The sequence below is a fragment of the Alteromonas halophila genome (assembly GCF_014651815.1).
Taxonomy (GTDB): domain Bacteria; phylum Pseudomonadota; class Gammaproteobacteria; order Enterobacterales; family Alteromonadaceae; genus Alteromonas; species Alteromonas halophila.
Genome location: NZ_BMXP01000002.1, coordinates 457934 through 472927, shown reverse-complemented (window position 1 = coordinate 472927; position 14994 = coordinate 457934). Strand labels below are relative to the sequence as shown.

At 51.9% G+C, this 14994-nt stretch carries 12 protein-coding genes; 3 read left to right on the top strand and 9 right to left on the bottom strand.

The features are described from left to right. Nucleotides 1-12 precede the first annotated feature (12 nt). The 3 genes from acnB to IE054_RS06115 all read right to left on the bottom strand — a co-directional run bounded on the left by acnB (nt 13) and on the right by IE054_RS06115 (nt 5002). Nucleotides 13-2625: a bifunctional aconitate hydratase 2/2-methylisocitrate dehydratase gene (acnB, locus tag IE054_RS06125; RefSeq protein ID WP_189404376.1), complete on the bottom strand. Its 2613-nt coding sequence runs from the start codon at nt 2623-2625 to the stop codon at nt 13-15. Between the two features lie 255 nt (nt 2626-2880). Next, nucleotides 2881-3729, bottom strand: a complete 849-nt coding sequence (locus IE054_RS06120; protein WP_229805020.1) for a hypothetical protein — start codon at nt 3727-3729, stop codon at nt 2881-2883. A gap of 190 nt (nt 3730-3919) precedes the next feature. After that, nucleotides 3920-5002, bottom strand: coding sequence for a PQQ-dependent sugar dehydrogenase (locus tag IE054_RS06115; RefSeq protein WP_189404374.1), 1083 nt, complete (start codon nt 5000-5002; stop codon nt 3920-3922). Between the two features lie 80 nt (nt 5003-5082). Between IE054_RS06115 and IE054_RS06110 the strand changes: the two genes are divergently transcribed. From IE054_RS06110 to IE054_RS06100, 3 genes are all read left to right on the top strand, one after another. After that, nucleotides 5083-5532 carry a hypothetical protein gene (locus tag IE054_RS06110; RefSeq protein WP_189404372.1) on the top strand — a complete coding sequence of 150 codons (450 nt, stop codon included), beginning with the start codon at nt 5083-5085 and terminating at the stop codon, nt 5530-5532. 84 nt (nt 5533-5616) lie between these two features. Continuing rightward, on the top strand, nt 5617-7188 hold the full coding sequence (locus IE054_RS06105; RefSeq protein WP_189404370.1) for an AMP-binding protein: 1572 nt from the start codon (nt 5617-5619) through the stop codon (nt 7186-7188). Nucleotides 7189-7475: 287 nt separating this feature from the next. Then, nucleotides 7476-9359: an acyltransferase family protein gene (locus IE054_RS06100; protein ID WP_189404368.1), complete on the top strand. Its 1884-nt coding sequence runs from the start codon at nt 7476-7478 to the stop codon at nt 9357-9359. A gap of 140 nt (nt 9360-9499) precedes the next feature. On the opposite strand, the gene IE054_RS06095 is transcribed toward IE054_RS06100, so the two are convergent. The 6 genes from IE054_RS06095 to IE054_RS06070 all read right to left on the bottom strand — a co-directional run bounded on the left by IE054_RS06095 (nt 9500) and on the right by IE054_RS06070 (nt 14991). Further along, entirely contained in the window at nt 9500-10522 is a 1023-nt protein-coding gene (locus IE054_RS06095) for an energy transducer TonB (RefSeq protein ID WP_189404366.1), read from the bottom strand. A gap of 203 nt (nt 10523-10725) precedes the next feature. Further along, nucleotides 10726-12051: a tetratricopeptide repeat protein gene (locus IE054_RS06090; protein ID WP_189404364.1), complete on the bottom strand. Its 1326-nt coding sequence runs from the start codon at nt 12049-12051 to the stop codon at nt 10726-10728. 5 nt (nt 12052-12056) lie between these two features. Continuing rightward, on the bottom strand, nt 12057-12665 hold the full coding sequence (locus IE054_RS06085) for an energy transducer TonB (RefSeq protein ID WP_189404362.1): 609 nt from the start codon (nt 12663-12665) through the stop codon (nt 12057-12059). A gap of 3 nt (nt 12666-12668) precedes the next feature. Further along, a complete protein-coding gene (locus tag IE054_RS06080; RefSeq protein WP_189404360.1) occupies nt 12669-13076 on the bottom strand; it encodes an ExbD/TolR family protein in 408 nt (135 codons plus the stop codon). Nucleotides 13077-13105: 29 nt separating this feature from the next. Next, on the bottom strand, nt 13106-13624 hold the full coding sequence (locus IE054_RS06075) for a MotA/TolQ/ExbB proton channel family protein (RefSeq protein ID WP_189404358.1): 519 nt from the start codon (nt 13622-13624) through the stop codon (nt 13106-13108). Nucleotides 13625-13626: 2 nt separating this feature from the next. Further along, a complete protein-coding gene (locus tag IE054_RS06070) occupies nt 13627-14991 on the bottom strand; it encodes a MotA/TolQ/ExbB proton channel family protein (RefSeq protein ID WP_189404356.1) in 1365 nt (454 codons plus the stop codon). Nucleotides 14992-14994 lie beyond the last annotated feature (3 nt).

Here is a 14994-nt window from a genome sequence, read left to right as displayed (position 1 = left end):
GTATACGCCAAATCAGGCAACATTCAATGTTGGAATGATCTTGGCCTTGGCATCGTCTTCTGCTTTCTTGAAGCTCTCGATTTGATCGAAATTCAGATAGCGATAAACATCGGCTGCCATTGAGTCAATCTTACCGGCGAATTCCATGTACTCATCAGCGGTAGGAATTTTACCTACGATGGCACCCACCGCCGCCAGTTCGGCAGAGGTCAGGTACACGTTAGCACCATCACCAAGACGGTTAGGGAAGTTACGGGTAGAGGTAGACAGTACCGTCGCACCCGGCTCAACCCGTGCCTGGTTACCCATACACAGTGAACAGCCCGGCATTTCAGTACGCACACCTACACGGCCATAAATGTTGTAATACCCCTCTTCCATCAGCTGGGCTTTATCCATTTTGGTCGGAGGCGACATCCACAGACGGGTCGGCAGCGTCTTGTTGTACTTCTCAAGTAACTTACCGGCGGCGCGGAAGTGACCAATGTTGGTCATGCACGACCCAATGAAGACTTCGTCCACATTGTCACCGGCAACGTCAGACAGGGTCTTGGCATCATCCGGATCGTTCGGGCAGCAGACAATTGGCTCTTTGATTTCATCAAGGTCAATCTCAATCACTTCTGCGTATTCTGCATCTTTATCAGCACGCATCAGTTCAGGGCTGGCCAGCCATTCTTCCATCTTCTGTGCACGACGCTCAAGGGTACGCGGATCGCCGTAGCCTTCGTTGATCATCCAGCGCAGCATAGTGATGTTAGAGCGCAGGTATTCGGCAATCGACTCTTCTGACAGGTTGATAGTACAACCGGCTGCAGAACGTTCAGCAGAGGCGTCAGACAATTCAAACGCCTGCTCAACCGTTAAGTCCTCCAGACCTTCAATTTCAAGCACGCGGCCTGAGAAGGCATTGATCTTACCTTTCTTCTCAACCGTCAGCAGGCCTTCTTTAATGCCGTACAGCGGGATCGCGTGCACCAGGTCACGCAGGGTAATGCCAGGCTGACGCTTACCTTTAAAGCGCACCAGAATGGATTCTGGCATATCCAGTGGCATCACGCCGGTTGCCGCTGCGAACGCGACCAGCCCCGAGCCTGCCGGGAAGGAAATACCCAGCGGGAAGCGGGTGTGCGAATCACCACCGGTACCAACGGTATCGGGCAGCAGCATACGGTTCAGCCAGCTGTGGATAATACCGTCGCCCGGACGCAGAGACACACCGCCGCGGTTCATGATGAAATCTGGCAGTGTATGCTGGGTTTCAATGTCTACCGGCTTAGGGTATGCCGCAGTGTGACAGAAAGACTGCATGGTTAAATCGGCAGTAAAGCCAAGGCACGCCAGATCTTTAAGTTCGTCACGGGTCATCGGACCGGTGGTGTCCTGCGAGCCGACGGTGGTCATTTTGGGTTCCACGTAGGTGCCAGGGCGTACGCCTTCCATGCCGCAGGCTTTACCTACCATTTTCTGCGCCAGGGTATACCCCTTGCCGCTGTCTTTTGGCTGTTCCGGCTTACGGAACAGATCCGTTGGGCCAAGGCCCAGCGCTTCACGGGCTTTATCGGTCAGGCCACGGCCAATGATAAGATTAATACGGCCACCAGCGCGTACTTCGTCCAGAATGACCTTTGATTTGTAGCTGTACTCAGCCAGTACTTCACCGGTTTCATGGTTGGTGATTTTGCCTTCGAACGGATAGATGTCGATCACATCGCCCATGTGCATTTTTTCAACATCGGCTTCAAACACCAGCGCACCGGCATCTTCCATGGTGTTAAAGAAGATAGGGGCAACCTTACTGCCAATACAGACACCGCCACCGCGTTTATTCGGCACACCAGGCATGTCTTCACCAAAGAACCACAGCACAGAGTTGGTCGCCGACTTACGTGACGAGCCAGTACCGACGACGTCGCCTACAAAGGCAACCGGGTGGCCCTTACTTTTCACGTCTTCAATTTGTGACATTGGGCCGACTTCACCGTCGACTTCCGGGTTTAAGCCGTCACGCTTCATTTTGTACATGGCACGGGCGTGCAGCGGAATATCAGGGCGTGACCAGGCATCCGGCGCAGGCGACAAATCGTCGGTATTGGTTTCACCGGTCACCTTAAACACGGTGTAGGTCATTTTCTCGTCCATTTTCTTACGAGACGTAAACCATTCGCCTTCAGCCCAGGACTTGATGACATCCGTCGCGTAGCTATTACCGGCCTTGTGCTTTTCTTCTACATCGTGGAATGCATCGAACATCAGCAGGGTGTGCTTAAGTTCCTTCGCTACCAGTGGCGCCAGCGCCTCATCATCAAGCAGATCAATCATGGTGGCGATGTTATAACCACCGTGCATGTTACCCAGCAGTTCCACGGCTTTTTCGCGGGAAATCAGGTCGCTCTTCTCTTCGCCCTTCGCCACTGCACTCAGGTAGCCTGCTTTAACGTACGCGGCTTCATCTACACCAGGAGGAACGCGCTCAGAAATCAGCTCCAGCAGGTAGTCTTCTTCGCCAGCAGGCGGATTCTTCAGTAACTCAACCAGACTGGCTACCTGTTCTGGGTTCAGCGCTTTCGGCGGAATACCTTCGGCTGCACGTTCTTCTACGTGTTTGCGATAGTCTTGTAACACGATCTCTTCCTCTTGGTTAATCCTGTCTTATTGGTATAAAACGGTCTTGGGACAGGTCATGACTGATAAATCGGCGGAATTATAACGGTTGTGCGCATAAATTTAAATTTTATTGCTGTTTTCGCCATTTATAGCGGTTATTCAGCCGCGCTATTGTGTTAGCAAACGGGAAACTATTTTGGCATTGCGTGCGGTGCGATCAGTGCCAGCCCTTGCTGACTTATGGTCTGACAAAATGCTCAGCGCATTCGAGCACTAATTCGTTTGATAATAAAAACGCGTCTCAGACAATTCCCGCACCACATCATAACTTAAGCCAATATGATTGTTTGCCCCGTGTTCCGGAGTCGCGCCGTTATAATTAATAACCACGCCCCAGTGATTATCGCTGATACCGCCAAAAATAACATTGATACTTTTATCATGTACTTTGGTGATGGCGGCAACACTGTACGTTGCCATACGCTGCCTTAACGCTGCGCTGTCAGAAGCGAGTCTCATCAGCCCCGGACTTTGCTGCGGTTCGCTGAGCGTGTAAGTCGCCGATGGCACGAATCCGGCGTGGTGCGACGGCGAGTAGGTAATAAGCTGGGTTGGCGAGTAAAATGTATTGTTCACCCGGTATACCTGCGCTGACGTTTGCTGAACAATAAATAAGGCACTGTTGTCTGCAAATGCGTCAAGTTCAGCCGAAGCGGCGTCCAGAAACTGCCTAATCGCATTAATACGTTTATCCGTACACGCCTTATTTTTACAAATGAACAGATTTGGCAGGCGTGAATGCGTTTTCTTATCAATGTTCAGGAACTGACGGCCCAATACCCCCAGATTAAAGTTAGTAAAGGCTTCCCGGTCCTTCGCGCTGCTCAGCTTTGTCGCGTGAATGTCCAGAAGACTAAACGGCGTAAAGGAGGATAAATAGACCAGCGGCTGGTCGGTGGCCGGTAAGGTGTCAGCCATATGTTGCAGCAGCGCCCGGTATTCCTTATCAATCGCGTCGGTAAAATACGCGGGGGTGTTCGCTGACACAGAGCCGGAAATCAGCATCAGTAAACACACTGTCAGCGCAGTCTGTTTCATTATTCGTGCGGCTTGTCTAAGCATACTTTGCTCCTTTTGTAGCGATGAACTAAGCCTCAAATAGACTGACCTTTACCTCAGCGCTCTCCTTTTCCGTAGTCTATTACCGTCTCATGGCGTCTGCTAAGCGTGTTATCGGCTTGCAGACTGTTACACTGAAAAAACACGCTCAGTACAGAAGTGTCGAGCCATCAGCGATGCCTGAACCACCTTTTCAGCGGGCCGGTGTCACTCTGAGCAGTGTTGCCTCTTTTCCGTCGGTTAACACCAGAATGTCGCCGTTGTTGTCCACCGCAACGTCCCGGATCCGTTGATGAATATCCTCAAAAAGATACATTTGTTTAGGAGGAGATGTCATCAGGTCGACCGCCAGCAGTCGTTGTTTTTTGAGTGTACTGACCAGCAACTTGCCCGTGAGTTCGGGAAACCGCTCCGCCTGATACAGTGCCATTCCCGATGGCGCAATGGACGGCGTCCAGTTTACGGCTGGCGGCGTCATTCCCGCATACTCAGAAAACGGCGAAATTTTCGCGCCGCTGTAATCCAGCCCGTCTGTGACCACCGGCCAGCCATAGTTATTGCCGGCGCGGATAAGATTGATTTCATCGCCCCCATCCGGCCCATGCTCATGACTGATGATTTCCCCTCGCTGGGTGCTCACCAGTAGCGCCTGAGGATTACGGTGACCCAGTGAGTACACGTAGGGCGCCTCACTAAATGGGTTATCTGCCGGCGCTTCGCCGTCTTCACGGAACCTGAGAATTTTGCCCATCTGCGACGACAATTCCTGAGCCTGTTCGCGATAATCAAACCCATCACCGGAAGTGACCAGCCAGGTACCGTCATTCAGCACCGCCAGGCGCCCACCGTAATGCACCGGGGTCGCGCGGGCCGGCGTCACTTCAAACACGGTCTCTGGTGTGGTCAGTTCACCATTCTCCTGCAGGGTCGCACTGGCAACGACCAGCGTATTGGCGTCGGCCGACCCGCTGACATAAGTAAGCAGCAGCTTGTTGGAGAGCCGGAAATCCTGAGTCAGCGCAATATCCAGCAAGCCGCCCTGCCCGGCAACATACAGCTGTGGCAGGTTCAGCTGTTGTCGATGAACTGACCCGTCGGCATGCAGCGTCACCAGGCTACCTGTTCGTTCGGTAATGAGATACCGGCCATCTGGCAAGGTTACCACCGTCCAGGGCGAGGACAGTCCGCTGGCAAGGGTATCGATGTTTACCGGCTGCGGGACTGCACTAAGCCTGAGAGACAGCAGCACACCGACCAAAAAAAGCACCACACGCATTGTTCAACCCTATCCCTAACAACTTGATTATTATCACCATAGCATGAAAAACTGCATACAGGTCATTCAGGAGAACTACTGTGACATCCACCTTTGCTTTTTTTAAACGCTTTATACCCTGCTGGGTCGTCACGTACTGCCTGGCCAGTATTCTGCATACTCAGATGGTGCTGACGGGACTCGTGCAGGTCGATGTCGCTATTCCCGTTGCTGACTGGGTGTCGATGACTGCCTATGACTTGTGGGGCCTGTTACCTGCTTATGGTAGCGCAACACTGGGCGCCATGCTGATTGCCATGCTCATCGTCTCCTGGCTGGTGCAACATCAGTCCCGCATGCTGACACTCGTGCTGTGTATGTGTGCCGGAGCGCTGGCCATGCTGGTGATGTTACTGGCTATGCAGCCCATCATGCAGGTAACACTGATCGCCGGGGCCCGTTCGTCGGTTGGAATGGCTCTTCAGTGTCTGGCCGGACTACTGGGTGGCCTGGTATACGCGATGTTATGGCATCATCAACGACATGAATAAATGAAGATTCATGTAAACAAAGTGTGAAATAGTGCAGGGCTTTGCTAATGTAGAAAGTCCACATTGTCTGAATAGAAAACCGCTATGAGTACGCTGCACTACCCGGAACATGTTCATTCACTTGCCGACTACATTGAAGAGGTGTTCGCCGCCCACGGCGATAAAGCGACTTACACCGCGCTCGGCCAGACCCTGACATACGCTGAGATAGAACGTCATTCCCGCGCAGTTGCTGCGTACTTTCTTGAAAAAGCCGGCCTGAGACCCGGGGACAGGGTTGCCATCCAGTTGCCTAATCTTATTCAAAATCCGATTGCCGTATACGGCGCGCTGCGTGCCGGGCTGGTCGTGGTGAATACTAACCCGCTGTACACCGAGCGTGAAATGCGCCATCAGTTTACCGACAGCGGCGCGAAGGCACTGGTGATCCTGGACGACCTGATGCCTAAGTTCGAGGCAATCCAGGTCGATACAGCCATAGAAACCGTGATCACCACGTCGGCCACCGAACTGTTGGATAATAGTACGGCCCCAGCCCGACAAGACGCAATCGCGCTGAGTCAGGTGCTGGCAGAGGGTGCAGACACCACACTGCCTAAGCGCCCCGACAGCGATCTCGATGAATTATGTATGCTTCAGTATACCGGCGGTACGACCGGCGTCTCCAAAGGGGCGGCACTGAGCCACCGCAACGTACTGGCCAACAGCCTGCAAACCTTAGGGAGGCTAGGCGGCAATTTTCGTGACGGCAAAGAGGTAGTCATCTGCCCATTGCCGCTGTATCACATTTATGCCTTTACTGTCTGTATGGTGGCCTTTTTCGCCAAAGGCAGCCATATTGTGCTGATCCCTAATCCCCGGGACATTGATGGTTTTATTGCCACGCTAAAAAATCATACTTTTACCACGTTCGCCGGCATCAACACGCTGTTTGTCGGCCTTGGCCGTCATCCTGATTTTGCCAGGCTCGACTTCTCCAAGCTGCATCTGACGCTGTCTGGTGGCACGGCGCTCACTCAGGCCGCCGTCAATATCTGGAAAGAGGTAACCGGCTGTATGATCACCGAAGGTTACGGGCTGTCTGAAACCGCGCCGGTGCTGTGTTTCAATCATCCGGGTAAAGAAGAAATTGGTACGGTAGGGCCGCCGCTGGAAGAAACAGAGATTAGGTTACTGGACAGCCACGACAAACCGGTTGAGGGTGACGAGCCTGGGCAAATTGCGGCCCGGGGCCCACAGGTAATGCTGGGCTACTGGCAACGTGACGACGAAACCGCCAACGTCATGACCGCCGACGGTTTTTTCAAAACCGGTGATATCGGCGTTCGCACCGCGTCTGGCGCCATTCAGATTGTCGATCGCTTAAAAGACATGATTTTGGTGTCTGGTTTCAATGTGTACCCCAACGAGGTAGAAGAAGTGCTGACCTCCCACCCCAGTGTGATGGAAGCCGCCGTGGTTGGGAAACCGGATGAGCGCACCGGCGAACAGGTATGTGCGTTTATCACAGTCAGTGAAGACGTCAGTGAAGAGGACATCATGACCCACTGCCGCGAATCGCTGACCAGTTATAAGTTACCGCGTAGCATTACTGTAATGGATGAATTGCCCAAATCGACGGTTGGCAAAATACTGCGGCGATCGCTTCGTGATTAAAGGCCTGTGACCATGGTATTATTTATTGCTTGCTGACGATACGCTGCGCGTAATTAGTCGCCCCCCAATAAACCACCGGGCAGGGACGCAGTGGCGAATACTCAGGAATACTGGCCTGGGGATTTACGATGCTTTATACTTTTTTATTCTATTCCCTTCTCGGTGTAAGTGCGCTTTTGACATTTCACCATGTCGGAAATTAGAAAAGGATGTCAATGTCTGGCCACCTGTCGATTGCATTTAAAGGTCAGATACAGAAACAACAGGCTTAATAAGGACGTTTAAGCATGGAATTCAGAAGTGATATCAATGCACTTCGCGCCATTTCGGTTATAGCGGTTATCATTTTCCATTTTTATCCAGCGCTGCTGCCGGGCGGATTTGCTGGCGTAGATATCTTTTTTGTCATTTCAGGCTTTTTAATGACAAAAATTATTGCGTCATCACTCGCTACTAACAGCTTTTCATTTTCCAGCTTTTATCTGTCTCGAATTAAACGCATTCTGCCAGCATTGAGTGTCCTGTGTCTGAGCATGTTGGCAATTGGGTGGTTTCAGTTAGGCCCGGATGCGCTAACTACCCTTGCAAAGCATGCCGTCGGGGCAGTGACCTTCGTATCAAATGTTATGTTCTGGCATGAATCAGGGTATTTTGATCAGGCGTCCAGTGAAAAGTGGCTGCTGCACACCTGGTCACTTTCTGTTGAATGGCAGTTTTATTTACTCTTTCCTGTTTTCCTGGCTCTTGTTTGCAAATTTGTTTCGTTAAACAAGCTCAAATATGTATTGTTATTCTTCGCCGCGGCCAGTTTTTGGCTAAGCCTTAAACTGGGCCAGCAGTCCCCTGAACTAAACTTTTACCTGCTTCCCAGCCGTTTGTGGGAATTTATGCTGGGAGGATGCGTCTGGCTTTACACGCGAGAGCGCAATCCGGCAGCTGGCAGTAAATGGCTACAATGGACAGGAATACTACTCATGCTTGGTGCCTTTATGTTACCTGGGACGAGTATTCACTGGCCAGGCATAGTTACATTGCTGCCGGTGAGTGGGGCACTACTATTTATCCTGGCCAACCACTCTGAAAACATACTGATGGAACAACCATTACTCCAGAAAGTAGGACGATGGTCATACTCTATCTATTTATGGCACTGGCCAGTGGCAATCTGGTTCGACAGTGCATCTACGGGCAGCTATTCGGGCATCATAGGCATTCTCCTGTCAGTGTTTCTTGGGTGTATTAGTTACCAGCTTTTCGAAAAGCGCAGAAAAAAGAAAAAAGACGCTGTGGTCGCGAAAGACTTCATAACGTCGAAATCACTGCAATTTCCAGTAATTATGGCGCTTTTAGGCAGTATTATTTATGTCAACCAGGGCTTCCCCAGTCGGTTTAAACTGGCTGAAGACTTAAAAGTGTTAGTCAAAAACAGGCAGGACGCCGAGCAGATTTACCGGCAGTCATGGAAAGAAAACCAAAATAATCGCGCTATCTCATTGTGCGTACTGGACAATAAAAAGAAATCGCTTGAAGACGTTTTAGACTGCCTGGCACAGGGTTTTGAACATGAAGGCTTTCTGATAATTGGCGACAGCCATGGCAGAGACTTTTTAAACGCTTTAAACATTGCCTACCCTGAGACTAAATTCAGCATGTTGTATCAAAGTAGTTGTGCGCCGGCCGCCTACAATCTTGGCGCCTCGTCGACACGCGACTGCTTCAATATGCTCGACGACATCAACCGGCTATTTATCCAGAATAACGAAAAAATAAAGGGGATTATCTTTGCTTCTGCGTTTTTAGATGAAACGGGGTTGGATGCCTTCATCCGCGACCTCGAAGAAGAGGTGTATGCTGATGTACCGATTTATGTATCCACGATCGGCCCTATGTTAAACGTGCCTGTCGTCGAACTGGTTACGCAAGTCGGCAGTTTACAGACAACCTATACGCTGGGTTCCAGTAATGACAAAGTAATGTCAAAGAATGAAAAACTTCACCAACTGAGCGACAAAGTAAAGGTGTTTGATAAACACGCCGTTTTCTGTGAAAAAGACGAATGTGAACTGCTCCGCAACAAATACCCTTATTTCTGGGATACCAGTCACTTGTCTCAGCGGGGCATTGAGAAGCTCGCAGAGTCTTTAAAACAACAGGTATTTTTAGCCAGTTAGCGGTCAGCACCAGGGAAGGTGCGAAAACGTAGTGAAACCGCACCACCTTGCCTTAGATATTACTGCAACTGGTAGTCAATCCTGACCTTATTCCCTTTGGCCAGTACCGGCTCGCCGTCTTCAAACTTCGGGGCATAACGCTATTTAGCCAGGGCCTTTTTGGCGGAATAACCAAACCGGTTGCCGCCTTCCACATCGACCACTTCAATGTTGGTGACAAAGCCCTGAGGATCGATGTCAAACGACAGTTCGGCAGATCCTTCACGTAGCTGGTTACGCACGCCAGCAGGGAATTTGGGATCCTGGCGGTACAGTGGCTGCGCCTCCTGATCAGGATCCCAGGGCTGCATGCTGCCAATCGCAATACAGTGCTCGGTTGCCCGATCTGACTCGCCCTGCTGTTCATACAGCTCTACCAGTTTAGCGTGTGACGACAGCACATAAGGATGAGAGAAGTCAGTTTGTTCGTCAATCCAGGCAATGACCTGCTCGTAAGACGCGATGGCCTTGTCACGCCTGTTGGCTGAGTGGTATGCCATGGCCGCCACATACCGGGTTTCAGTGGTCCGTAGATCATCCTCACCGTAGGCAGCAACCACGGCGGTAAGCGCATTATCGACAAACTGTCGTAAGGTGCCGCGCATAACAGGGATCTGCCCTTTTGCTACCGCTACCAGCGCAGCGCGGTGATAAAGTCCGGCAAAATCTTTGCTTGCTTTATCGTCATCGGACAATTCCATCAGCAGTTCCTTTAGTAAGGCCGTCTGATGCACTTTTTGCGATGTCGACAAATCCAGCTGATAATTTTGCAGATTTTCCAGTATGGTGACCAGCATACCCGCGTATTCGACCGAGTCATCATCGAATCGCGCCTCATACAGCGCCTCGGTCTGCTCATAATACTCAAACGCCGCATCAAAACGCTCGTTCATCAATAACATATTGCCATGGGACAGGGTCAGCATCGCAAACTCGCTGCTTTGCTCACCGAATTTGTCTTTACCAAGCGTGAGTACCTGCTCTGACAGGTTAACCGCTTTTTCGGGCTGATTACTGCTTACCGCTGACTTAAAGTCACGGTAAACGTCAGAAAAGGTAGGGGCTGACAGGGCCGAAAATGCCGGAAGGCTGGCGACGACAAAAAGAAGACTGTAACGCTTCATGGGATTTCCGTATCTGATGAAATGAGGGGCCAGTATACGTAACCCGGCAGCATGAAACAATCGAGCCTGACGGGGGCTGTGTTATTGCCGTACCTCACTTAGCAAAAGTATACGAACGCCGTAACGGCTGGGTAAAAAAACGCCCCCATAACCGGAGGCGTTGTATGTTAATCCTGATAGACCGTGCGCAGCGGTAATGATACCTAGCCCGCGTTTAACGACGCGTCCAGTTGCTCGGCAGAGTTCTTTTCGTTCTGCACAAACTGTTTCCACTGCTGCGCCATGGCGCGACTGCGCTGATGCTTTTCGGCTTCGGCAAGCTGATTTAGTGCCACCGCATACTGCCCGGTATTGTATAGCGCCATGCCTTTGATCAAGTGGGCCATACCTGGGCTGCGTAGCCCGCCTTTTTCAATGGCACGGTCAGCAGCCGCAATGGCCTCGTCCCAGCGCTGCTCGTTTAACAGAATTTGCGCCACCTGTGCATCCAGCTGTCCGTCATCCGACAGCTCTGCGGCCTGCATCATCACCGGGATGGCTTTGTCCTGCTCCTTGGCCAGCGACCAGCTTTGCCCTAAAAACTTCAGGTTACGCAGGTTCTCCTCCAGAACCCCCTCTTCCATGGCTTGCTGCATCAGCAGCGCACCTTTGTAAGGGGCACGGTGATAATAGTAAAGCTGCGCCAGGTTGAAGATATCGCCAGCGCTGTCAATAAAGCCACGCTGATAAGCGGTTTCCATCATAGCCAGTTGCTTGCGCTCTTCACCCAGTTCACCGTACATGCCAGCCAGCTGGATCCAGTACTTAGGCTCGTCGAACAGCTTAACCATCTTAATCAGCACATCCTTGACCTTTTCAGGCTGTTTCAGCTCGTAATACACCGCGCGCTGTAATATTAGCCAGCCTTCGTTAGGCAGCATGCCCTCGGCTTCGTGATCCTCAATGGCAGAAGTGATCTGCACCTGCGCTTCGTCATACTGCTTATTCTGGTAATACGCCTGCGCCTTTAAGACCTTGGCTTTTACCGGCGTTTCGCCTGAATTCAGCTCTTCCCAGCGCTTGATGAAGGCGATGGTGTCGGCATAGTTGCCCTGTTGAAGATGAATTTGCGCCAGTGAGAACAGCGTGGTCATTTCAAACTTCACCGGAATAGGCTGTTGCTCGACCACCGATTCAAACGCGGCGATGGCATTTTCGTACTGCTCGTCATTGTAATAAATGAAGCCGTAGAAATTGTACATCATGGCCCGTTCATAACTGTTCATTGAGTCCTTTTTACTTTCCACTTCTTTAAGGATTTCAATGGCTTTAGCAGTATCGCCCTGTTCATCGGCAGCATTTTGTGCGCGCGACAACTGCTCGTACACTTTCGAGCGCAGCGTGGGAACCTTGCGGGTTTTCTTGTCGCTGGCACTACTTTCCTGCGCCGCTACCTGGCCTGACATGAACAGCGCAGGCAGCGCCACAACTGTCAGAGACAGCCACAGCGTCAGTGCGGTGAGTAATGAGTTGGCGTTTTTCAGTCTCATATCAGTTACCCGTCAATCTCGAAGGAAATGCGGTTTTGCACGCCCGATACTTCGGTGGGCTCACCATTTACCACACGCGCCTTGTATTTAAACTTCAGCACTGCATCAATGGCCGCCTGTTCAAAAATACCCTGCGGATTGGCTTCTACCACCACCGGGTCACGCACGGTGCCCTGCTTGGTCACGGTGAATTCCACAATCACGAAGCCTTCAATGCCGCGCTGCTGGGCACGACGGGGATAAGCCGGTGCAACGCGCACAATGGGCAGGTACTCACCGTCGCCGGAATCCAGCGCCATACCGCCTTCCAGTGATACATCACCGGCTGCATCGGCGCTGAAATCCATGCTCGAGCCTTCGGCATTGGGATTGTCAGACTCCATCTGCGGCTGCGACATCTGCGGGGGCGGCTCTTTCGGCTTGGGCGGCTTCTTAGGCTTACGATCTTTTTTCTCGACCTGCTCCTCCTGCTTAACCCGCACAAAATCCAGCACACTGCCCTGCGGCGGCTCAGTCAGAGCGCTACCGCCCATCTTGATCAGCGACTGCATCAGAAAGAACAACCCCAGCGTGATCGCCAGGGAGACGACAAAAGCGATGATAAATCGTGGCATAACCTATTGCTCTTGTGCTGCTATCGACACATCGTACACACCGGCGGCACGGGATGCGTCCATGACTTTAATAAGCGTGTCGGTTTTCGACTCTTTGTCGGCTTGGATCACCACCGTACCCTGCGGGTTCTCCGCATGTAACCGTTCGATGTTAGCCTGCACAGCGCGCACATCCACACGACGCTTATTGATCCAGATTTCACCATCATCAGAGATTGCGACCAGAATATTGGCGCGGTCCTTCTTGGTCGCCGTCGAGGCCTCCGGACGGTTTACATCAATGCCGGCCTCTTTCACAAACGAGGCGGTCACAATGAAGAAGATCAACATGATAAATACCACGTCCAGCATGGGGGTCATGTCGATGTTCGCTTCTTCTTCATCGACCAGGTTTTGAAAGTGCTGCTTCATAATCTTTACCTTACCTTAATGCACACGCATTAACGTTTAACAATTAATGCATCCTCAAGATGCGTGCGTTCAGATTTCACCATACGGGTCAGCCAGGTCGCGGCAAATACGCCGGACAGCGCCCCCACCATGCCCGCCATTGTCGGAATCGTGGCTTTCGAGACACCGCCCGCCATAGAGCGTGCGTTGCCCGAACCGGAGATGGCCATAACATCGAAAACCTCAATCATGCCGGTTACGGTCCCCATCAGTCCGAGTAGCGGACACAGCGCTACCAGCGCCTGAATGATAGGGATACTGCCGTTAAGCTTAATGGTGAGTTGTGAAATCATTTTCTGCCGAATTTGCGCGGCATGCCAGGAAGAACGGTCATCGCGCGCTTTCCAGCGCTTGATGGCGTCTTTCTTGGCTTGCTTGTGCCAAACCAGCAGATACATTGCACGCTCGAGGATCAAAAGCCACATAACGAAGATCAGCAGGCCGATGACCAGGAGAACCTGGCCACCTGCTTCTGTGAAATCGCGAATTGCTTCCAGAAACTCGATCATAATCAGCCCCGCTCAGCGCGCTCTGCAATAACGCCGGACGCCTGTTCCTGCAGGATGTAAACAATGTTCTTGCTGCGCGTGTTCAGCATCGCGTACAGCAAGGTCATCGGAATGGCGACCACCAGACCCAGTACCGTGGTGACCAGCGCGGTTGAAATGCCGCCGGCCATCAGTTTCGGGTCACCGGTACCAAACAGGGTAATCGCCTGGAAGGTATTGATCATACCGGTTACGGTACCTAACAGACCCATCAGCGGTGCAACCACCGAGATGATTTTAATGATGGTCAGGTTACGGCTAAGCTTAGGTACTTCACCCAGAATCGCTTCGGTCAGGTGCAGCTCCAGCGCTTCGGTATCCGCATTCGGATGATCGTCACGCACCTTCAGCACCCGGCCCAGCGGATTATTGGTTTTAATCTCTTTGCGTTTCAGCTGTTTGTTGACCTTAGTCTTAATAATGGTCAGTGAAATCAGACGTTCCAGTGCCAGCAACAAGCCGAACGCGCCGACCACCAGAATGATGTAACCCACAGGGCCACCCTGCTCAACACGTTCCTGCAATGTAGGCGCTTGTACCAGCAGACCCAGAATAGAACCGCCGGTAGGGTCAATACCGAATTCCACCAGTTCGCCGCTTGACTGCTGCAGGTTTTCTGCCGAATCCATATAACGGTCCGCAGGCTGACGCACCAGTTCCGATACCGTCTCGGTCACGCCGTTGTACTCCAGGTACTTGCCGTCAGAGACCAGCGCGAAGGGGCCGACACGCACGACTTCTTTGTTCACCTTCTCACCGCCGGCTTCGACCACGTCAGTGTTAAACTTGGTCACTTTGCCTGACTCGGTCATTTCGCGCTGCATTTCATACCAGACCCGCTCGATTTCTTCGATAGAGGCCAGTTTTGAGCTTGAGCCCATTTCCTGCGCCATGCCATCTAAGAATTCCGAACGACCCGTGTACTGCGCCGAAATCATTGAGTTATAGAATTTGTTTTTGGTGTCGCCTGCTACCTGTTGCAGCACACCAAACAGTTCTTTGAGCGAGCCTAAGCGCTCATCCAGGGCACCCTGCAAATCGGCCAGTTTAAAGTCGTTTTCTTCAAACTGAGTTTCAAGGCGTTCAGAGGCTTGCAGCAGCGCGTCACGGCGCTCACGGGTTTCCTCAAGCATGCGATCCTGCTCGGCACGCTTTTGCATAAACTCACGCTCACGCGCTTTGTTTTGTTCAGTTTGCTTAAACTGCCCTTCTTCAAGCTGTTTCAGCAACGCGTCCAGATCCATGGCGCGGTCATTTTGTGCTGCAGCGCCGGCGCTGATGCTAAGAGCGGCCAGACCGACTGCGATGCGATTCATCAAGTTCAACATTCT